This is a genomic window from Halorubrum wangae (assembly GCF_051194135.1).
Classification (GTDB): Archaea; Halobacteriota; Halobacteria; order Halobacteriales; family Haloferacaceae; genus Halorubrum.
On the sequence record NZ_JBLZNH010000002.1, the window covers coordinates 123089 to 144050 of the forward strand.

Below are 20962 nucleotides of genomic sequence, written 5' to 3' on the forward strand. Positions count from 1 at the left end.
GAATGCTTAAAAAACAGGGTACCGTCGCGTCGGTCAGTTCACCATCACCGAGTAGACGCCGCCGAGAACCGCGCCGTAGACGACGTGGCCGACGAGGCTCTCGACGCCAACGTTCGGCAGCGGGGGCGCGCCCGGAAAGCCGACGGCGCCCAGCCATATCGGCATCACGATCACGGCGAGCGCGAGCCAGACGAGGAGGCCGTAACCCGCGCCGGCGCCGAGACTCGTTCCGATCGAGTCGCCAAGATCGGGTCGCAGGTCCGCGATCGCGGCGAACCCGAGACCGATGACCGCGCCGTGGGACATGTGGATCGCCCAGCCGAGGGCGCCGGCGGGGCCCTCGATGCCGTACATCGCCGGGATCGCCATCTCCAGCACGCCGGGAGTCATCATCCACATCATCGCACCGAAGACGAGCGCCCCGGCGAGGCCGCCGGTCACGCCGGCCAGCCAGTGTCCGGTGTCGGTCGATACGTCGGTCGGCGTCGCGGTTTCAGTCGCCATATCGATCGTGTGATGGCGAGAATACCGGTAATAATTTCTGGTAATGTGTGTCAGTCGTGCACACACCCCGAACAAATATATATTTTCTGAACCTACGTTTAGGGATCGAACACTCGTGTCGTCCCGCCGCCGAACCACTTTCACCGCGGCACCCCACCCCTTTTATCCGGTGGCGACGAACCTCGCCTCGTGTCTGAGCCGTCGCATCTACGGTTCTTCCCGTACGAGGAGCCGTATCCGAACCAGCGTGACGCGATGGACAGGATCGCCAACGCGCTGGACCGCGGGCAAGACGTGCTGTTCGAGGGGGCGCCCGGCACCGGGAAGACCCTCTCCGCGCTCGTGCCCGCCTTGGAACACGCCCGCGAGCACGACCGGACGGTCGTGATCACGACCAACGTTCACCAGCAGATGCGACAGTTCGTCGAGGACGCCCGCGCGATCACCCGCCAGGAGCCAATCCGCGCGGTCGTATTTAAAGGCAAATCGTCGATGTGCCACATCGACGTCGACTATCAGGAGTGCCAGACTCTCCGGGACACCACCCGCGAACTGGTCGAGACGGAGAGCGAGGTCCGCGAACTGGAGGCGCGCCAGCGTGAACTGCTCGCCGAGAGCCGCGAGGGCGACGCCGGCGCGGCCGAGGCTCGCGAGTCGATCATGGACGAGCTCGACAACCTGGAGGCCGAGGTCGACGAGTACGAGACCGCGAACGTCTGCGCGCACTACCGGAACAACCTCGTCGAGGACACCGACGAGTTCTTCGGGTGGCTGTTCGAGGACGTTCGCACGCCCGAGGACGTGTACGCGTACGCGGACGAGCGCGAACTCTGCGGCTACGAGTTGCTCAAGGAGGGAATGGAAGGGGTCGACCTCGTCGTCTGCAACTACCACCACCTGCTCGACCCGAACATCCGCGAGCAGTTCTTCCGGTGGATCGACCGCGATCCCTCCGAGATACTCACCGTCTTCGACGAGGCGCACAACGTCGAGGACGCCGCTCGCGACCACGCCACCCGCACCCTTACGGAGACCACGCTCGACGCCGCCGTCGAGGAGCTCGCGGACAACGACGACTCCCGCGCGGACGCGGCCGAGAACGTCGTCCGCGCGTTCCGCGACGCCTTGGTCGAGACGTACGACGAGGCGCTCGGGTTCGGTGCCCGCGAATCGGTCGGCGAGAACTGGGAGGACCTCTCCATCGCCAACGACGACCGGCGAGACGACCTCACGCTCGCGTTCCTCCGCAACTACGAGGGGAACGGGATCAACACGGAGACGGAGCTCGCCGTCCAGCTCGGACAGGCCTTAGACGAGGAGTACGAGCGACGCTACCGCGACGGCGAGACGACGACCCGAACCGAGTGCCAGACGCTCCAGGTCGCCCGCTTCGTCTCGACGTGGATGGAGGAGGGCACCGCACTGGGCCAGTACCCGGTCGTCTCCGTGCGCCGCGACGGGGGGACCGACGAGGTGTACGGTCGCGCGGAATTGTACACCTGCATTCCCCGTCGGGTGACCGAGGAACTGTTCGACGAGGTCGCCGCCTCGGTGCTGATGAGCGCCACGCTCCGCCCCTTCGACGTCATCGAAGACGTACTCGGCCTGGAGGACACCGCGTCGCTCGCGTACGAGATGGAGTACCCCGAGAAGAACCGCCGGACCTTCGCGGTCGACACCCCGCCGCTGTTCGCCTCCGAGCGCAACGACCCGAAGACGCAGGAGACCGTGTCGTCGGTGCTTCGCGACGCGATCCGATTTACGCCGGGGAACACGCTCGCCTTCTTCCCCTCGTACGCGGAGGCCGAGCGATACCACGAGCGACTCGGAGGATCGGCCGGCGACGCGAACCGGGGAGACGCCGGCGTCGGCGGCGGGCTCGCGGGCGCCGACCTCGGTGCGCTCTACCTCGACGGCCCCGGCGAGGACGAGGAGGACTTGCGCCGGCGGTTCGTCGAGAGCGACGACGCCACGCTGTTCACCTCGCTGTGGGGGACGCTCGCGGAGGGCGTGAGCTTCGACGGCGACGACGCCCGGACGGTGGTGGTCGTCGGGGTCCCTTACCCGCATCTCTCCGACCGGATGGAGGCGGTTCAGGACGCGTACAATCGGGCGTTCTCCGACCGCGACCGCGCCCGCGACCCCGGCTGGATGTACGCCGTCGAGATTCCGACGATCCGCAAGACGCGCCAGGCGCTCGGTCGCGTGGTCCGCGGGCCCGACGACTTCGGCGTCCGAATCCTGGCTGACCGGCGGTACACCTCGGCGGACATGGGGAAGTACTCCGTCCGGGGCGCGTTCCCGCCCGAAGAGCGTGAGGAACTGATCGACATCAACCCCACGAAGCTGAAGTTCGCGATGCTGAACTTCTACGGCGACCACGACGCGTACGGCGGCGCGCCTCCGGAGCCCTGAGGCGGGGCGACCCGTCGCCCCGCTGAGTCCGTCTCGGGGCCGCCCCGTCCGCCGGCTACCCCGGCATCGACGCGAGCAGAAGCGAGACGCCGAACAGCACGATCAAGAACAGTGCCGTGATCACGGCGTGGATCAGGGTCATCCCGATCACGATCCGCCGCGGCTGGTCGTAGCTCCACGCGAACATCACGCCGTCGACGAGGAGCGCGGCCGGGACCAGCAGCGCCTCGGAGACGGCGAACGTGCCGCCGACGACGCCGATCACCGCGGGGAGCGGGCCGACGTAGAGGGCGCGGCGCGGGTCGACGTCGCCGAGGACGTTCCGTGCGGCGAGGTGGGCGGTCACGGAGAGGAACAGCGCGAACAGGAGCGTCGTCCCCAGCACCGTGATCGGCGTCACCGTCTGTAAGAGCATAGGTGGCATACACGGCCGCGGGTAAAAGTGGGTGCGGGATCTGGGCGGACGATACCGCGGCTCAGTCGAGCAGTCCGAGGCCGTCGAGTTCCTTGACGATCACGTCGACGGCGGCGGCCGCGTCGTCCGGGCTCGTCCCGCCGGTGACGACGAGTTTCCCGCTGCCGAACAGCAGGGCCACGACGTCCGGCTCGTCGAGTCGATAGACGAGTCCGGGGAACTGCTCCGGCTCGTACTCGATGTTCTCGAGCCCGAGCCCGATCGCGATTGCGTTGAGGTTGAGGCTCTTGCCGAGGTCGGCGGACGTGACGATGTTCTGGACGGTGATCTCGGGGTCCTCGATCGGGATCTGGAGCGCCCGAAGCTCGTCGAACACGATGGCGAGGCTCTCGTGGACGGCGTCGATGGAGTTCGCGCCCGTACATACGATCTTGCCCGATCGGAAGATCAACGCGGCCGATTTCGGGTTCGTGGTGCGGTAGACGAGCCCGGGGAACTGCTCGGGGTCGTAGTCGGCGCCTTCGAGGTCCATCGCGACGCTTTGGAGGTCGAGTTCCTGCCCGATCCCCGTAGAGGCAACGACGTTCTCTATTGTGATCGTATCCTTCGGATCGCCCATCTATACCCGGACGGTCGCTTGAAATACGTAAAAAGGTGCGTGGTTGGAACCGCTACGCTCTTGCGAGCGGGCGCTCGATTCCGGGGCGTGTACTGGCTCGAACTCGCCGGAGAGACCGACGCGTTTGCCGCCCGCGAGGCCGCCACCGCGGCGACCGGCGTCGAGTTGCTCGCGCCCGGAATCGCGAGCGCCGGCAGCGTCGGTCTCGGTCGCGACGACGCGTCGACCGACCGCGCTGCGGTCCGCCGGCTCGCGTACACCCGCGCCGCTCACGAGGCGGTCGCCCGCACGGACGCCGACGTCGCCGCCGCCGTCGCCGCCCTCGACGCGGCCCCGCTCGCTCGCTCGGGCACGGTCGCCGTGCGGGCCAGAAACGTCCGAAACACGACGGCTGTCTCGACGACCGACGCCGAGCGCGCCCTCGGGGGCGTTCTCGTCGAGCGCGGGTTCGACGTCGACCTCGACGACCCCGACCACGTCCTACGCGCGCTGTTCGCCGCCGGCGAGCGCGCCGCCCACGACGCGGTCCCCGGCGCCGACGGCGGCGAGGCGTCCGTCTGCGCACTCGGCTGGGTCGCCGCCGAGGCCGCCCGCGACTTCGCCCCGAAGCCGACCGACCGCCCGTTCTTCCAGCCGGGGAGCATGGCACCGGCCGACGCCCGCGCGTACGCCAACCTCGCCGGCGCCGCGCCCGGCCGGACGCTGCTCGACCCGATGTGCGGCACCGGCGGCCTCCCGCTCGAAGCCGGCCTCGTCGGCGCCAACGTCGTCGCCTGCGACGCCCAGCAGAAGATGGTCCGCGGAACGCGAGAGAACCTCCGGGAGTACGTGGACGCCCTCCCCGACGGTCCGGACTGGCACGTCGCCCGCGGCGACGCCACGGCCCTCCCGCTCCGCGACGACGCGGTCGACGGCGTCGCCTTCGACGCGCCGTACGGCCGGCAGTCGAAGATCGCCACCCACGAGCTCGCGGATCTCGTCTCGGGGGCGTTCGCGGAGGCCGCCCGAGTCGCGCCCCGCGCCGTCGTCGTCGCCGACCGCGACTGGCGCGGAGCGGCGCGCGCCGCCGGTTGGGCGGTCGACGCCGCCTTCGAGCGTCGGGTCCACCGGTCGCTCACCCGGCACGTGCTGGTGCTCGAACGGGAGTGAGCGCCGGCGGGGGTGGGGTTCGAATGCCGCGTCACGGGTCCATTCTTCGTCCATTCTTCGTCCATTACGGGCCGATCACACCGACCCGAGAGTGAACGCACAGCCGTCGATTCTCGGTCGCTGAGGCTCGAAACCGACAAGTTTCAGTTTCACTGTGGCCGCGGGTAACGGTTAAGTGGACGGCCTGTCGTGATGTGCACATGACTGGGGACGCCGGCGGTGACATGCTCTCGTGGGACGAGTCGGTGTTCCGCAACGAGTCGGTGTTCGAGATCGATCACGTCCCCGAGACGTTCCGCCACCGGGAGAGCCAACTGGAAAGCCTGAAGTACGCGCTTCGGCCCGCCGTGCGCGGCTCTCGCCCGCTCAACACGATGGTGCGCGGCCCGCCCGGCACGGGCAAGACCACGGCGGTCCAGAAGCTGTTCGGCGAACTCGGCGCGCGAACCGATGTCCGCACGGTCCGTGTCAACTGTCAGGTCGACTCGACGCGCTACGCGGTCTTCTCGCGGCTGTTCGAGGGCATCTTCGACTACGAACCGCCCTCTTCCGGCATCTCGTTTAAAAAGCTGTTCGGCCAGATCACCGACCGACTCGTCGAGGAGGACGACGTGCTCGTCGTCGCGCTCGACGACGTGAACTACCTCTTCTACGAGAACGAGGCCTCTGACACCCTCTACTCGCTGTTGCGCGCCCACGAGGCGCACTCCGGCGCGAAGATCGGCGTCATCGTCGTCTCCTCGGACCTGGGTCTCGACGTGATCGACGACCTCGACACCCGTGTCCAGTCGGTGTTCCGCCCCGAAGAAGTGTACTTCCCGGTCTACGACGCCACCGAGATATACGACATCCTCTTCGAGCGCGCGAAGCGCGGGTTCCACGACGGCGTCATCGGCGACGCGGAACTGGAGCGAGTCGCCGACCGCACCGCCGAGAGCGGCGACCTCCGGGTGGGGATCGACCTGCTCCGCCGCGCCGGGCTGAACGCCGAGATGCGTGCCTCGAAGACGATCGCCGAGGAGGACGTCGAGTCGGCGTACGACAAGTCCAAACACGTTCACCTCTCGCGCTCGCTCCGTGGCCTCTCCGACTCCGAGCGCGCCCTCGTCCGCGTGCTCGCCGAGAACGACGGCGAGCGTGCCGGCGCCGTGTACGAGGCGTTTCACGACGAGACCGACCTCGGCTACACGCGTTACTCCGAGATCATCAACAAACTCGACCAGCTCGGCGTGATCGAGGCCGAGTACGCCGACGTGGAGGGACGCGGCCGCTCCCGAGAGCTCTCGCTGGCGTACGAGGCGGAGGCGGTGCTGGACCGGCTGGAGTGATCCGCGCCGACGCCTTTTCAATCCGCCCCGCCCAGGTCACGGTATGAAAACGAGCGGCGGCAGCGAGGCGGCGAAGCGACGCGCCGGCGAGTCGGCGGCGGCGACGGTCGACGACGGCGACGTCGTGGGCCTCGGAACCGGGTCGACCGCGGCGCACGCGATCCGGCGGCTGGGCGAGCGGATCGACGGCGGCCTCGACGTCCGTGGCGTGCCGACCTCGTTCGCGAGCCGCGAACTCGCCGCCGACTGCGAGATCCCGCTGCTCGACCTCGACGAGGCGATCGGTCCGGACGCGCCCGGAATCGACGTCGCGATCGACGGGGCGGACCAGGTCGCGGTCGGCCGCGGCGACGATCCGAGCGCGGGACCCCTTATCAAAGGCGGCGGCGCCGCGCACGCCCGCGAGAAACTGGTCGACGCCGCGGCCGATCGGTTCCTCGTCGTCGCCGACCCCGCCAAGGAGGTCTCCGTCCTCGATCGGTCGGTTCCCGTCGAGGTTCTGCCGGCCGGCCGGTCCGTCGTCGCCGAAGCGGTGCGCGCAGCGGGCGGCGAGCCGACCCTCCGCCGCGCGGAACGGAAAGACGGGCCGGTCGTCACCGACAACGGGAACCTCGTGCTCGACTGCGCGTTCGGCGAGATTTCGGCCCCGTCGCGGCTCGCGACGACGCTCTCCGAGACGCCGGGCGTCGTCGATCACGGGCTCTTCGTCGGCCTCGCCGACGAGGTCCACGTCGGCACGGAGTCGACGGTTCGGGTCCTCACGCGCTGACCGCGCCGTGACGGTCACCGCGAGAGACAGCGACACGTTGCTGTCGAGACCGAGAGACGCATCGCTCGCCGGACGGGCTGCAATAAAAAAATCAGCTCGAAAGTCGCGTCCGCCTTAGAGGTCGCGCGGCTGGACCGTCTTCCGGTCGTTCGCCTCGGCGCGGCGCGCGGCGTCTTCGAGCAGCTCGTCCACTTCGTCGTCGAGCGCGTCGTAGAAGTCCGAAGCAACGTTCTTGTCGTCCAGGGCTTCTTTGACGGCCGCTTTGACAATAAGGTCTGCCATGCGATCGGTGGTATCCATCGACAGTTAATAAGAGTTCCTGAATTCGACCGCGAGGGGCTCCCTGCGGCCCGTTCGCGAGGGGTCGATGAAACACACACTTATATACTTTGTGAGACTCATCGGCGATCGGGATCGATACCGCCGGAATCGGGCGACGTTTCTTCGGGTTCGCCTCGGTTTTTCCTCGGACGCGGACGGGTCCGTCCCGGCTGGCGTGCCGTTTCTCCGGGAATCGGGCGTTCGTCCCGGACCGATAAGTTCGACCCCTTCCGACTCCGACGGGATCGTATGCGCGACACGCTTGAGGCGCTCGACGCCGGCGACATCGGCGTTGCGGAGGCGGAATCGCGGCTCGCGGGCTACGCGACGACGGCGACCGGTCGGTTCGACGCCGCCCGCGAGCATCGCCGGGGGATCCCCGAGGCGATCCTCGCGGAGGGAAAGACGCCCGCCGAGGTCGCGGCGCTGGCGACGACGGCGGTCGAGACCACAGGGCGAGCGCTCGTCACTCGCACCGACGCCGAGGACGCAGCGGCGATCCGGACGGCGATGGCGGACCTCGATCTCGACACTGCGGACTCGCTCGACCCAACCATCGACCACGACGAACGGGCCGGGACGGTCGTGGTCCACGCGGGCGACTTCGACCCGCCCAAGCTCGACGCCACGGTTGCGATCGTCGCGGCCGGCACCGCCGACGCGGCGGTCGCCGGTGAGGCGGCGGTGGTCGCGGGCGAGATCGGCGCCACGGTCGACCGCGTCGACGACGTCGGCGTCGCGAACCTCGACCGGATCTTGGACCAGCGAGACCGAGTCCGCGAGGCCGACGTCGTCATCGTCGCCGCGGGCCGCGAGGGCGCGCTCCCGACGGTCGTCGCCGGTCTCGTCGCGGCGCCGGTGATCGCGCTCCCGGTCTCGACCGGCTACGGCGTCGGCGGTGAGGGCGCCGCCGCGCTCCACGGCGCGCTCCAGTCCTGCTCGGTGCTCACGACGGTGAACGTCGACGCCGGGTTCGTCGCCGGCGCGCAGGCGGGGCTGATCGCCCGCGCCGTCGACGCGGCGCGCCGCGACTGAGCGTCGCCCCGGCGCGGTCGCCCCCGGATCCGACGCCCTCAGCCGCGATCGACCGGCAGCTATTCCTCGCCGCCTCGCCGATCCGATGGCGTGTCGAGCCGAGATTCGCGTCACTACGTGTACGTGATCGAGTGTGCCGACGAAACGCTCTACACCGGGTACACCACCGACGTCGAGCGGCGCGTCGCCGAGCACGATGCCGGCGACGGCGCGAAGTACACGCGGGGTCGGACCCCGGTGACGCTCCGGCACGTCGAGTCGTTCGGCTCGCGCTCCGCGGCGATGTCGCGCGAACACGCGATCAAGTCGCTCACGCGCGCTGAGAAGGAGGCGTTGATCGAGGCCGACGACGGCTGATCGGACGACGACGGCTGATCGGACGACGTCGGCTGATCGGACGACGCCGGGCTACTCCACGAGCCGCTCGATTTCGGTGACGAGGATGCCGCTCGCACCGACCGTTTTCAACTCCGAGATCGTTTCGAACACGTCCCGCTCCTCGACGACGGCGTGGACCGCGACCATCCCGTTTCCGTTCTCGTCGGCCTCGACGTCCATCACGGTCGGGCCGCCGAGTCCGGGGATCACGTCTTTCACCTCGTCGAGCCGCTGTTTGGGGGCGTTCATCATCAGGTATCGGCGGCCGTCGGCCGCGAGAACGGACTCGAAGGCGGTGCGAACCTGCTCGACCTTCGGATCGTCGACGACGTCGGGCCGCGCGAACAGTCGCACCGAGGAGGCGAGCACCTCGTCGATCACGGCGAGGCGGTTCACCTTCAGCGTCGTCCCCGTCGAGGTGATGTCCACGATGGCGTCGGCCATGTCGACGTGGGGTGTGAGCTCCGTCGCGCCCGTCACGGTGACCACGTCGGCGTCGACGCCGACTCGGTCGAGGTAATCGCGAGTGATCGCCGGGAACTCGGTGGCGATGGTCCCGCCGGCGAGGTCGTCGACGGTCTCGATGTCGCTGTCCTCCGGCGCCGCGAGGACCAGCGTACAGGAGCCGTAGCCCAGGTCGAGCAGATCGACGAGGTCGCCTTCGCCGGCCTCGCTCGCGGCGTCGACAACGCCGCCGGACTCCGCGGCCTGATCGAGGCCCGTGATACCGAGGTCGGCCGCGCCGTCACGGACGTACTCGGGGATGTCGGCGGCCCGCGCGTACAGCACCGTCACGTCGGGGTCGACGGTGTCGGCGTACAGCTGTCGGTCGGCGGTCTCCTCGACGTGGAGCCCCGCGCGCTCCAACAGCGAGTGCGTCGGCTCGTGTAGGCGGCCCTTGTTGGGGACGGCGATGCGCATACGTCCAGCGTCGCGGGGGGAGCGGGAAACGTTTTCGTCCCGTGAGCGGTGACGGGTGTCGGGGTGCGACCAGTATATATGTGACACTGCGGTGGCGGCGTGCCGGTGAGCGGGCCACCGGCCCGCGAGTCGCACGCGCGAGGGACGCCGCGAGCGCTTGGCGCGAGCGGCGAGGCTGGGGAGGCGTGAGGCTGTGGGGGGTGTTCACCGACGGTCTCTCAGCAATTGTTTATAAGCGAACGGCTGGGACTTTCGAGGAGTCCACCGCTGATCTACGGTCAGCCAGTGATAAGTGAACTGCTGGTCGTGCCGAATCTCCTCTCGACCAGCCAGTACGCGACGGGGAGACAGCACGCGAACGCGATCGGCCAGACGGTCATGTATGCGACCGGATCCGGCGGCGACAGGACGGCACTGGCGATCAGCCCGCCGAGGCCGGCGACGACGACAGTGGCAGTGGCTCGCTCCAGTCGGGAGGGCGGGTACTCGCGCGACCGTCCGCGACGCCACCACAGGAGGTAATACAGCAGTACGATCCCCGACAGCGGCGTGATCACGCCCCAGAATGCCGGATAATCGCTCCCGCGAGCGTGCGCGTCGAAGTTCACCCAGACGCCGGTCGCCATCCAGACGAACAGCCCGAGGGCCAGACCGAACGCGACGGCGGGCGTGAGCAGGAGGGACACGGTCGAGGCTTCTGTCGGGTCGGTAATCGGTGTTTCCCCGTGAGGGAACTCCCGTGCGAGACCGATTGCGTCGCTGCCACACACCTAGCCGCGCCGCTCAAGTGTCTCGCCGCCCAACGACGCGTATCGTGAGCGACGCCGACTCCCCTCTCTCGGAGGACCGCCCGACCGTCGACCGACCCCTCCGCGTCGACGCGCCGTTCGAGCCAGCGGGCGACCAGCCCGAGGCGATTCGGGAGCTAGTGGAGGGGTTCGAGTCGGGCGCGAACAAGCAGACCCTCCTCGGCGTGACGGGGTCGGGGAAGACGAACACCGTCTCGTGGGTCGCCGAGGCGCTCGATCAGCCGATGCTCGTCTTAGCACACAACAAGACGCTCGCGGCCCAGCTGTACGAGGAGTTCCGCGAGCTGTTCCCGGACAACGCCGTCGAGTACTTCGTCTCCTACTACGACTACTACCAGCCGGAGGCGTACGTCGAGCAGACGGACACGTTCATCGACAAGGAAATGTCGATAAACGAGGAGATCGACCGTCTCCGACACTCAGCGACGCGCTCGCTCCTCACTCGCGACGACGTGATCGTCGTCGCCTCGGTCTCGGCCATCTACGGCCTCGGTGACCCGCAGAACTACCGCGACATGGCGCTCCGCCTGGAGGTGGGGCAGGAGGTCGGTCGAGAGGAACTGCTCGCGCGCCTCGTCGACCTCAACTACGAGCGCAACGACGTGGATTTCACGCAGGGTACGTTCAGGGTTCGGGGCGACACCGTGGAGATCTACCCGATGTACGGGCGGTACGCGGTCCGGGTGGAGCTGTGGGGTGACGAGATCGACCGCATGATCAAGGTTGACCCGATGAAGGGCGAGGCCGTGAGCGAGGAACCGGCGGTCATGCTCCACCCCGCCGAACACTACTCGATCCCGGACGACAAGCTGGAACAGGCGGTCGCGGAGATAGAGGACCTGATGGAGAAGCGCGTCAGCTACTTCGAGCGACAGGGGGATTTGGTCGCCGCCCAGCGCATCGAAGAGCGCACCACCTTCGACGTCGAGATGCTGCGGGAGGCGGGCTACTGCTCCGGAATCGAGAACTACTCGGTCCACATGGACGACCGCGAGTCCGGCGATGCGCCCTACACCTTACTCGACTACTTCCCCGACGACTTCCTCACCGTCGTCGACGAGTCGCACCAGACGATCCCCCAGATCAAAGGGCAGTACGCGGGGGACAAATCCCGGAAGGACTCGCTGGTCGAGAACGGGTTCCGCCTGCCGACCGCCTACGACAACCGCCCCCTGACGTTCGAGGAGTTCGAGGAGAAGACGGACCGCACCCTCTACGTCTCGGCCACGCCGAGCGACTACGAGCGCGAGACGTCCGACCGCATCGTCGAGCAGATCGTCCGCCCGACACACCTGGTCGACCCCAAGGTGGAGGTCACGGGGGCGACCGGACAGGTCGAGGACCTCTTAGCGCGCGTCGACGAGCGGATCGAGCGCGACGAGCGCGTGCTCGTCACCACGCTCACGAAGCGAATGGCCGAGGACCTCACGGAGTACTTCGAGGAGGCCGGCGTCGACGTCGCGTACATGCACGACGAGACGGACACCTTGGAGCGCCACGAGATCATCCGCGACCTCCGCCTCGGCAACATCGACGTGCTCGTCGGGATCAACCTGCTCCGCGAGGGGCTCGACATCCCTGAGGTCTCGCTCGTCGCCATCCTCGACGCCGACCAGGAGGGATTCCTCCGCTCCACGACGACCCTCGTCCAGACGATGGGGCGCGCCGCCCGCAACGTCAACGGCGAGGTCGTCCTCTACGCCGACCGAATGACTGACTCGATGGAGGCCGCGATCGAGGAGACCCAGCGCCGCCGCGAGATCCAACTGGAGTACAACGAGGAACACGGCTACGAGGCGACGACCATCGACAAGCCGGTGAGCGAGACGAACCTCCCCGGCTCGAAGACGGACACCTCCTCGGTCAGCGTCGGCGACGTCGAGAGCGAGGAGGAGGCCGAGGCGCAGATCGAAGCGCTCGAAGACCGGATGAACGAGGCCGCGAGCAACCTGGAGTTCGAGCTCGCGGCGGACATCCGCGACCGGATCGCCGAACTCCGGCGCGCGTTCGAACTCGACGCCGACGACGGGGGCGTCCCGGCGCCGATGGTCGACGAGTAGCCGGAGTCGTCCCCGGGCGCCGCAGTGCGGTGCGCTTCCCCCGCGCCCGCGTCCGTACCACCACCGCGCCGTCCCCGATTCTCACTCGCCGAGACGCGCGACGACGGGGTTTTTATCCGTGAACCCCGGAGCCGCTCACATGCACCGCCGCGCGGTCGTCGTGGGCGCCTGTTCCCTCGCCACCGCCGGCTGCGTCGACCGCCTCCACGACCTCGCGGCGTCGACGCCCCGGGACCTCGGGGTCCGGAGCCGCTACGTCGACGGCAATCCCCTCGTCGACGGACAGAGTGTCCTCGACCGCCCGGCGGAGATACTCACGCACGCCGCCTCTTTCCGTTCGAGCGCGGCGGCAAGAAGCGCCCTTCGTCCCGACGCCACGGAGACGCGCGCGTTCGTCGATTCGACCGCGTTCGTCGACGACGGCGGGGACGCCGTGCTGGTCGTCGCCCAGCGACTCACGGCGCCGGCAGTCGAACTGCGACTCGGAGCGATCAGCCGGATCGGCGACCGCTCGCTCCGAATCGCCGTCGACGAGACCGGCGTCCGCGGCGAGATCGATCCCGACGAGCCGGTGGTGAAAACGCTCCTGATTCGACTGACGGACGAGCGCGGGCCGCCGAACCGGATCGTCGTCTCGATCGACGGGGACCGCGCCGGCGTCACCGTATAGGGGCGTCGCGAGCGACCCGTTCGCCCCCTGTCACGTCGCCCTCGCTTCGTCGACCCATCTTCGTCGACGTCGCCGCCGATCGGCCCTCCGTCCCGCGATCGTTTTGTATCCTGACGATCTTGCGGTCGGTATGACAGCGATTCGCAGACGTCTCCTCGGTCTCGCGCTCCTGGCGGTCGCCGCCGCCGCGTTCGCGAGCGCGGCCGCCGTCGCGCCCGCCCTTCTCCCCGATTCGACGATCGCTGGCAGCGATCCCGCGCTCGCTGTGCCCTCTCCGCTTTGGCTCGCTGCCGGACCTGCTCTCCTCGCGGCCGGATCGGTGCTGTTCGTCTCCGGGGTGGCTGCGTTGATAAACGTCGACCTCTCGGCGCGGGGGGCCCTTCTCGCGCCCGCAGTCGGCGCAGCGGTCGCGCTCGCGTTCGGCGTCGGACTCGCCGGTTCTCCGACGCCCCCGCTCGACGCTCTCGTCGCCCCCGAGACACTCGCGACCCTGCGCTTCGGACCGCCGGCCACGGTCGCCTCCGGCGCTCTCGCCGGGGGTGCGGTGGCGCCTGTGGTCCGGGCTGCGACGACGGCGGACACCGTCGCGCTGCTCGTCGGGGCGGTCCTGCTGCTGTCCTCGGTCGTCGCGGTTCCCGGCTCGGCGCTCGCGCTCGTCGCCGGCGGCACCGCCGGTGCCCTCGCGGTCGGCGCGCTCTGGGCGGTTGATCCGGCGACGTGGCGGCCCTGATCGGCGATCCCCTGCCGAGGCCCCCTCAGTTCCCCGGTCGCTCGCTCTCGGTCTCCAGTTCGATCTCCCGGTCGGCCTCGTCGGTCTCCTCGTCCTGCCGGGAGAGATCGACGTCTCGGGCCGTGTCCGCGTCGCGCGTCTCGTCGGTCCGGAGGTCGCTGTCGGCCACCGTGTCGAGCTGTTCGAGGGCGCTCTCGATGTCCTCCAGTCCGAGGAGCTTCTCCGTCTCCTCGTCGAACTCCTTCCCTTCGAGCCCCTCCATTTGTTGCACGTCGGAGCCGGAGAGGGCCTTCCCGTAGCGACCGACCAGGCTGGTGAGCTCCTGTGGGAGCACGAACGTGGTCGACTCGCCTTTGCCGATTTCCTCGAGGGTCTCCATGCCGCGCTCGATGATCGCGCGCTCGCCCATCGACTCCGCGGAGCGGGCGCGAAGCACCGTGGAGATGGCGTCCCCCTGCGCTTCGAGGATCTGGCTCTGTTTCTCCCCCTGCGCCCGAATGATGTTCGACTGTTTGTCACCCTCTGCCTGCTCGACCGCCGATCGGCGTTCCCCCTGCGCTTCGAGGATCATCGCGCGGCGACGGCGCTCGGCGCCGGTCTGCTGCTCCATCGCTCGCTGGACCTCTTGGGAGGGACTCACCTCGCGGACTTCGACCGCCTCGACGCGGATCCCCCACTCGTCCGTCGGCTCGTCCAACTCCTCGTTGATGCGGTCGTTGATCTGTTCGCGGCGAGAGAGCGTTTCGTCGAGTTCCATGTCGCCGAGGACGGCCCGGAGCGTGGTCTGTGCGAGATTCGAAACGGCGTTCTTGTAGTCGTCAACCTCGAGGAACGCCTTCTTCGCGTCCATCACCTTGATGTAGACGACCGCGTCCGCGGTCACCGGCGAGTTGTCACGCGTGATCGCCTCCTGTCGGGGGACGTCGAGCGTCTGCGTCCGCATGTCGAACGGGTACGTCCGAGAGACGAACGGCGGGATGATGTGAACGCCCGGCTGCAACAGCTTTCGGTACTCGCCGAACACCGTGAGCGCCTCCTTCTCGTAGGCGTCCACGATCTCGACCGCGCTGATGACCGTGACGGCCGCCACGAGGATCGCGAGCGCCCCGACCCCGAAGACGAGGCTCTGACTGAGGAGGGCGAAGCCGACGAGGAGGGCGGCGCCGAGCGCGATGTACTGCCACACCCCGTCCGGTATCGACCCGACCGCGTCACCGATCTCGAAGGCGTCGCCGCGCGGACCTTGGGTTCCCATAGTCGAACTTACGCTTCGACGCTGTTAACGGTTCGCACGAACCAGTCCATTGGCTCCGAGATATCGGTAACGTCCGCACCTGTCGGTCGGTTTTAACCGCACGGCGCACCACACGATCGTATGCCAACAGACGAGGACGCACACGAGTTCCGCACGCGAAGCGTTCACGCCGGCTCCAACCCCGACCCGGCGACCGGCGCTCGCGCCACGCCCATCTATCAGACGACCTCCTACGAGTTCGAAGACGCCGAGCACGCCGCTCGGCTCTTCGGACTGGAAGAGGCGGGGAACGTCTACTCGCGGATCATGAACCCGACGAACGCCGCCCTCGAAGAGCGGATCGCCTCGCTCGAGAACGGCGTCGGCGCGGTCGCCACGTCGTCGGGAATGGCGTCGCTCGATCTGGCGACGTTCATGCTCGCGTCCGCGGGCGACAACATCGTCTCGTCGTCGGCGCTGTACGGCGGCACGTACACGTACTTCACACACTCCGTCGAGCGGCGCGGGATCTCGACTCGGTTCGTCGACCCGCTCGACTACGAGGGGTACGCAGACGCCATCGACGAGGACACCGCCTACGTTCACCTCGAGACCATCGGGAACCCAGCCTTGGTCACGCCGGACATCGAGCGGATCGCCGACATCGCTCACGACCACGGCGTCCCGCTGTTCGTCGACAACACGTTCGCGACGCCCTACCTCTGCCGCCCGCTCGACCACGGCGCGGACCTCGTTTGGGAGTCGACGACGAAGTGGCTCACCGGCAACGGCACCACCGTCGGCGGGATTCTCGTCGACGGCGGCTCCTTCCCGTGGGGCGAGTACCCCGAGAAGTTCCCTGAGATCGCACAGGACAACCCGGCGTACCACGGGATCAACTACGTCGACGCGTTCGGCGACGCGGCGTTCACCTTCGCGGCCGTCACCCGTGGGCTCCGCGACCTGGGCGACCAGCAGTCGCCGTTCGACGCGTGGAACACGCTCCAGCAGACTGAGTCGCTCCCGCTCCGGATGGAGCGCCACTGCGAGAACGCCGCCGTCGTCGCGGAGTACCTCGACGAACACGGGGACGTGGCGTGGGTGAACTACCCCGGCCTCGAGAGCCACGAGACTCACGAGGAGGCGAGCAAGTACCTCGACGGCGGGTACGGCGGCATGATCACCTTCGGGCTGGAGGGCGGCTACGAGGCGGCCAAAGGTACCGTGGAGAACGCCGACCTCGCCTCGCTGCTCGCGAACGTGGGCGACGCGAAGACGCTCGTCATCCACCCCGCCTCGACGACCCATCAGCAGTTGACCGAGGAGGAACAGGAGGCCGCGGGCGTCACCGGCGACATGGTGCGGCTCTCGGTCGGTATCGAGGACCCCGCCGACATCGTCGCCGACCTCGAGGCCGCGATCGAGCGCGCGACTTCGTAAGTCGGGACCGACGCGGTTCCCGACCTTTTTCGGGGCCTACAGGTCGGCAGTGTCGAACTTCCAAAGCCCGACCAGCGGCGGCGCGATCGTCCAGAACACGAGCATCGAGGCCGCCGATATCTGCTGGTTCACCGTCTCGCCGGAGAACAGCCGTTCGGCGAGGAACGCGTTGGAGAGGATTTCGACGCCGGTCGTCGGGTTCGACACCTGCAGGAACGTCCGGACCTGCTCCGTCGACACCGGTAGGGGCTCGACGACGCCGCTCGCGGCGCCGAGGAACTGGCCGGTGACGGCACCCCACAACAGCACGAACAGGACGTAGATCGACACGCCCCCGATCAGCGCGCGCCGCTGCGTCGAGGCCGCGGCCGAGCAGCCGACCGCGATGGCGACGAAGACGATTCCGAGGACGGCCGCGAAGACGGTGAACCCGACGTAGGACCCGACGTTGAACGCGGCCAGTCCGCCGGTCTGTGCGAGGACGGCCAGCACGGCGCCCGGCAGCAGGAACCCGGCGAACACGGCGACGGACAGCGCCGCGCCGCGACCGACCACCTTTCCGAAGACGACGTCGGCCCGCGAGTGCGGCAGCGAGAGGAGTAGCTTCAGGGAGCCGGACTCGCGCTCGCCGCTCACCGCGTTGTAGCCGATCACGACCGCGACGAGCGGCACGAGCGTCGTCACGAGGAACGGCCTGACGAAAAAGCGGAGGAGGAGCTCCGTCGCGAACTGCTCGCCCTGGCCGGTCGGTCTGATGACGAACGCGAAGACGGCGACGAGCAGCGAGAACAGCGCCACGAGGGCGATCATCCCCCGCGAGCGTACCGCGTCCTGGAAGTCCTTCTCCGCGATGGCGGTGAGGGTCATTCGGCCACCTCCTCGCCCGTGGCGACCGAACTCGGGGCCGCGTTCTCGGGCATCGCCGCGTCGCCTTCGGTGTACGCCAAGAACAGGTCTTCCAGCGACGCCTCCCGCGTGTGGAAGTCGTCGACGACGATGCCGGCGTCCTCCAGCGCGGCGATGACGCGAGTCTTCGCCCCGTCGGCGCAGCTCACGACGAGCGCGTCGCCGTCGCGGTCGACGCGGCTGACACCCTCGACCGCGCGGACGGCCTCGACGGCGACGTCGTCCGCGCCGTCCGCCCCGCTCGCGTCGCCGACGGCTATCTCCAGCGTCTCCTCGCCGCCGACGGCCTCGCGGAGTCCCTCGACGGAGTCCTCGGCGACGAGTTCGCCGTCTCGGAGGATGCCGACGCGATCACAGACGGCGTCGACCTGTTCGAGCACGTGTGAGGAGAAGAAGACGGTCGCACCACGGTCCGACTCTGTCCGGACGATCTCCCGCATTTCCTTCGCGCCGGCCGGGTCGAGTCCCGAGGAGGGCTCGTCGAGGATCAGCAGGTCGGGATCGTCCACGAGCGCCATCGCGAGCGCGAGCCGCTGACGCATCCCCTTCGAGTAGTCGCCGGCCTTACGGTCGGCGTCGTCGAGCAGGCCCACGCGCTCCAACAGGGCGTCGGGGTCGTCGTCGGCCTCCTTCGATCGGATCGCGAACTCGACGTGCTTCCGCCCGGTGAGCCGGTTGTACACCGAAAATCCGTCGGGAAGCACGCCGGTCCGCTGCCGGATCGAGACGCCGTCGCCCGTAGCGTCTCCCCCGAGCACGCTCACCGTCCCCACGGTCGGGCGGACGAGATCGAGCAGCATGTCGATGGTCGTCGACTTGCCGGCGCCGTTCGGGCCAAGGAACCCGTACACCTCGCCCTCTTGGACGGCGAGGTCGAGGTCGCGGACGGCCGTGACGTCGCCGAACTCCTTCGTCACGCCACGTAGCTCGATGGCGGTCATACCCTCCGTTCCGGCGTCTCCCGATAAAGGGTTGCGGGTTCGCTACTCCTCGGGCGGCCACGCGACGCCGCGCTCGGCGAGCAGGTCGGCGAACGCGTCCTCATCGAGCACCGGCACGCCCTCGCTGTCGGCGTCGCTCTGCTTCGATCGCCCGGGATTCTCGCCGGCGACGAGGTAGTCGGTGTTTCCCGAGACGCTCGACGTGGCGTTCGCGCCGTGCGCCTCAACGTGCGCCTGCGCGTCGCCCCGCGTCGTCGACAGCGACCCGGTGAAGACGAACGTGAGCCCGTCGAGGGCGTCGCCGGACTCGACGTCGACCGATTCGGGCTCGACGTCGCGCTCGCGGAGCCCCTCGATGGCCGCTCGGTTCTCCTCGCTGTCGAAGAACGTCCGGATCGACTCCGCGACCTCGGGGCCGACGTCGTCTACTCCTCGCAACGCGGCCTCGTCGGCGTCGAGGAGGGCGTCGAGGTCGCCGAACTCGGCCGCGAGCGCGCGAGCGGTCGTCGCCCCGACGTCCGGAATCCCCAGTCCGGCGAGGAACGCATCGAGCGGGGGCTCCTTCGTCGCTTCGAGCTCCGCGATCAGGTTCTCGGCGCTCGTCTCGCCCCACCCCTCCAGCGCGGCGAGGTCCTCGACGGTCAGGTCGTACAGGTCCGGCAGCGACTCGACGAGGCCCGCCTCGCGGAGCTGTTCGACCCGCTCGGGACCGAGCCCCTCGACGTCGAGCGCGTCTCGCCGCGCCCAGTGCTCGACCGCCCGCTCTAACTGCGCCGGGCAGCCCAGTCCGCCGGTACAGAAGGCGAGCGGCCCGTCGCGTTCGACGGGGGCGCCACAGATCGGGCACATTTCAGGGAACTCGTAGGTGCCCTCGGAGCGCTTCTCGACGACCTCCGGGACGTACGGGATCACGTCGCCGGCGCGGTAGATCCGCACGCGGTCGCCGACGTTCACGCCGAGCGCCTCGATCTCCGCGGGGTTGTGGAGGGTCGCCCGCGAGACGGTGACGCCGCCGACGTCGACCGGATCGAGTTCGGCCACGGGCGTGAGACGGCCCGTCCGCCCGACCTGTACGGTGATCCCTTCGACGGTCGTCGTCGCCGTGCGAGGTGGGAACTTGTAGGCGAACGCCCAGCGCGGTGCGCGCGCGGTCGACCCGAGCGCCTCGCGGTGCGCCCGGTCGTCGACCGCGATCACGACGCCGTCGATCTCGTAGTTCAGGTCGTCTCGCTCGGCCATGAGCCGGTCGCGATAGTCGAGCGCGCCCTCGATGTCGTCGACGCGCTCGACCCGGTCCGCACGGCGGAGACCGAACGCGTCGAACGCGTCGAACTCCGCCCAGTGGGCGTCGGGGCGCTCAGCCGGGGCGTCGCCGTCGCCGCCCCCGGCTTGCCCCTCCGATTCGTCCCCGCCCTCCCACGCCAGCACGTCGAAGAAGAAAACGTCGAGCGGGCGCTCGGCGACGACCGCGGGGTCGAGTTGGCGAAGGGTCCCGGCCGCGGCGTTGCGCGGGTTCGCGAACGGCTCCTCGCCGCGCTCGATCAGCTCCTCGTTGTACGCCTCGAACGCGTCGCGGGGCATGTAGGCTTCGCCGCGAACCGCCAGCGTGGCTGGCGGGTCGTCGCGGAGCCGCCCCGGAACGGACCGGATCGTTCGCACCTGCTCGGTGACGTCGTCGCCCTCGATACCGTCGCCTCGGGTGGCGGCGCGGGCGTACGCTCCGTCCTCGTAAATCACCTCGATCGAGAGCCCGTCGAACTTCGGCTCGCAGACGTACGCGACCTCGTCCGGGTCGAACCCCTCGGCATCGAGTCGTCTCCTGACGCGGTCGTCGAACTCCCTGACCGCGTCCGCCTCCGTCGCGCTGTCGATAGAGCGCATCGGCGCGACGTGCTCCACGGTCTCCAGCGCGTCGACCGGCTCGCCCCCGACACGGCGCGTGGGCGAGTCCTCCGTCGGGAGGTCGAATGCGTCCTCGAGCGCTCGGAGCCGGGCGAACAGCCGGTCGTAGGCCTCGTCGGGGATCAGCGGATCGGCCTCGACGTAGTACCGGTGGTCGTGCTCCCGAACCGCCGCTCGAAGCAGCGACGCCTGCTCGGCTGCCGCCTCGGACGAGAGCGTCTCGACCGGCTCGAAGTCGGTCGGCGGCGCCTCGACGTAGGGGTTCTCGTTCGGGTCCGCGTGCCGGGTCGACGACCCGGATTGCGCGCTCGTCATCGGTCGATCCTTGCGGCGGCACGGGTTAAAAACGACCGTTCGCGGGCGACGGACCGGCCGTCGCGACGGCATGGTCATCGAATCTCCCGGCGGGACGGCCC

At 68.9% G+C, this 20962-nt stretch carries 20 protein-coding genes; 10 read left to right on the forward strand and 10 right to left on the reverse strand.

Annotated elements, in window-relative coordinates; all coding sequences use genetic code 11:
• Positions 1–33 precede the first annotated feature (33 nt).
• A complete protein-coding gene (locus tag ACNS84_RS05820; RefSeq protein ID WP_435073905.1) occupies positions 34–504 on the reverse strand; it encodes a DUF6789 family protein in 471 nt (156 codons plus the stop codon).
• Positions 505–693: 189 nt separating this feature from the next.
• On the opposite strand from ACNS84_RS05820, the gene ACNS84_RS05825 reads away from it, so the two are divergent.
• Complete coding sequence (locus ACNS84_RS05825) at positions 694–2919, forward strand: ATP-dependent DNA helicase (protein WP_435073906.1); 2226 nt, start codon at positions 694–696, stop codon at positions 2917–2919.
• Between the two features lie 55 nt (positions 2920–2974).
• Here the strand turns inward: ACNS84_RS05825 and ACNS84_RS05830 are convergent, their stop codons facing one another.
• Positions 2975–3334, reverse strand: a complete 360-nt coding sequence (locus ACNS84_RS05830; RefSeq protein WP_435073907.1) for a DUF7473 family protein — start codon at positions 3332–3334, stop codon at positions 2975–2977.
• Positions 3335–3395: 61 nt separating this feature from the next.
• Positions 3396–3953 (reverse strand): TATA-box-binding protein, encoded by a 558-nt coding sequence (locus ACNS84_RS05835; protein WP_435073908.1) that lies wholly within the window; start codon positions 3951–3953, stop codon positions 3396–3398.
• Between the two features lie 87 nt (positions 3954–4040).
• Between ACNS84_RS05835 and ACNS84_RS05840 the strand changes: the two genes are divergently transcribed.
• The 3 genes from ACNS84_RS05840 (at position 4041) to rpiA (ending at position 7199) form a co-directional block, all read left to right on the forward strand.
• Entirely contained in the window at positions 4041–5102 is a 1062-nt protein-coding gene (locus ACNS84_RS05840; RefSeq protein ID WP_435073909.1) for a methyltransferase domain-containing protein, read from the forward strand.
• Positions 5103–5302: 200 nt separating this feature from the next.
• On the forward strand, positions 5303–6430 hold the full coding sequence (locus ACNS84_RS05845; RefSeq protein ID WP_435073910.1) for an ORC1-type DNA replication protein: 1128 nt from the start codon (positions 5303–5305) through the stop codon (positions 6428–6430).
• A gap of 43 nt (positions 6431–6473) precedes the next feature.
• On the forward strand, positions 6474–7199 hold the full coding sequence (gene rpiA / locus ACNS84_RS05850) for a ribose-5-phosphate isomerase RpiA (protein ID WP_435073911.1): 726 nt from the start codon (positions 6474–6476) through the stop codon (positions 7197–7199).
• Positions 7200–7313: 114 nt separating this feature from the next.
• Here rpiA and ACNS84_RS05855 read toward each other — a convergent pair whose 3' ends face one another.
• On the reverse strand, positions 7314–7481 hold the full coding sequence (locus tag ACNS84_RS05855) for a DUF1931 family protein (RefSeq protein ID WP_004047560.1): 168 nt from the start codon (positions 7479–7481) through the stop codon (positions 7314–7316).
• A gap of 288 nt (positions 7482–7769) precedes the next feature.
• Here ACNS84_RS05855 and larB point away from each other — a divergent pair, with 288 nt between their 5' ends.
• Positions 7770–8555 carry a nickel pincer cofactor biosynthesis protein LarB gene (gene larB / locus ACNS84_RS05860; RefSeq protein WP_435073912.1) on the forward strand — a complete coding sequence of 262 codons (786 nt, stop codon included), beginning with the start codon at positions 7770–7772 and terminating at the stop codon, positions 8553–8555.
• A 90-nt stretch (positions 8556–8645) separates the two neighbouring features.
• Positions 8646–8912 carry a GIY-YIG nuclease family protein gene (locus ACNS84_RS05865; RefSeq protein ID WP_435073913.1) on the forward strand — a complete coding sequence of 89 codons (267 nt, stop codon included), beginning with the start codon at positions 8646–8648 and terminating at the stop codon, positions 8910–8912.
• A 51-nt stretch (positions 8913–8963) separates the two neighbouring features.
• Here the strand turns inward: ACNS84_RS05865 and hisG are convergent, their stop codons facing one another.
• The gene (hisG, locus tag ACNS84_RS05870) at positions 8964–9854 is read right to left on the reverse strand and encodes an ATP phosphoribosyltransferase (protein ID WP_435073914.1); all 891 of its coding nucleotides are present in this window, start codon (positions 9852–9854) and stop codon (positions 8964–8966) included.
• 278 nt (positions 9855–10132) lie between these two features.
• Positions 10133–10540, reverse strand: a complete 408-nt coding sequence (locus ACNS84_RS05875) for a hypothetical protein (RefSeq protein WP_435073915.1) — start codon at positions 10538–10540, stop codon at positions 10133–10135.
• A 128-nt stretch (positions 10541–10668) separates the two neighbouring features.
• Between ACNS84_RS05875 and uvrB the strand changes: the two genes are divergently transcribed.
• The 3 genes from uvrB (at position 10669) to ACNS84_RS05890 (ending at position 14123) form a co-directional block, all read left to right on the forward strand.
• Complete coding sequence (gene uvrB, locus ACNS84_RS05880; RefSeq protein ID WP_435073916.1) at positions 10669–12723, forward strand: excinuclease ABC subunit UvrB; 2055 nt, start codon at positions 10669–10671, stop codon at positions 12721–12723.
• A gap of 139 nt (positions 12724–12862) precedes the next feature.
• Positions 12863–13393, forward strand: coding sequence for a hypothetical protein (locus ACNS84_RS05885; protein WP_435073917.1), 531 nt, complete (start codon positions 12863–12865; stop codon positions 13391–13393).
• 130 nt (positions 13394–13523) lie between these two features.
• On the forward strand, positions 13524–14123 hold the full coding sequence (locus ACNS84_RS05890; RefSeq protein WP_435073918.1) for a hypothetical protein: 600 nt from the start codon (positions 13524–13526) through the stop codon (positions 14121–14123).
• 25 nt (positions 14124–14148) lie between these two features.
• Here the strand turns inward: ACNS84_RS05890 and ACNS84_RS05895 are convergent, their stop codons facing one another.
• The gene (locus ACNS84_RS05895; protein ID WP_435073919.1) at positions 14149–15378 is read right to left on the reverse strand and encodes an SPFH domain-containing protein; all 1230 of its coding nucleotides are present in this window, start codon (positions 15376–15378) and stop codon (positions 14149–14151) included.
• A 120-nt stretch (positions 15379–15498) separates the two neighbouring features.
• On the opposite strand from ACNS84_RS05895, the gene ACNS84_RS05900 reads away from it, so the two are divergent.
• Positions 15499–16797, forward strand: a complete 1299-nt coding sequence (locus tag ACNS84_RS05900) for an O-acetylhomoserine aminocarboxypropyltransferase/cysteine synthase family protein (RefSeq protein WP_435073920.1) — start codon at positions 15499–15501, stop codon at positions 16795–16797.
• A gap of 36 nt (positions 16798–16833) precedes the next feature.
• Here the strand turns inward: ACNS84_RS05900 and ACNS84_RS05905 are convergent, their stop codons facing one another.
• Genes ACNS84_RS05905 through ligA form a run of 3 tightly spaced genes read right to left on the reverse strand, consistent with a single transcriptional unit; the run spans position 16834 to position 20861 of the window.
• Positions 16834–17664 (reverse strand): ABC transporter permease, encoded by an 831-nt coding sequence (locus tag ACNS84_RS05905; RefSeq protein WP_435073921.1) that lies wholly within the window; start codon positions 17662–17664, stop codon positions 16834–16836.
• A complete protein-coding gene (locus tag ACNS84_RS05910; protein ID WP_435073922.1) occupies positions 17661–18644 on the reverse strand; it encodes an ABC transporter ATP-binding protein in 984 nt (327 codons plus the stop codon). The genes ACNS84_RS05905 and ACNS84_RS05910 overlap by 4 nt, the downstream gene beginning before the upstream one ends.
• Before the next feature lie 42 nt (positions 18645–18686).
• Entirely contained in the window at positions 18687–20861 is a 2175-nt protein-coding gene (gene ligA, locus ACNS84_RS05915; protein WP_435073923.1) for an NAD-dependent DNA ligase LigA, read from the reverse strand.
• Positions 20862–20962 lie beyond the last annotated feature (101 nt).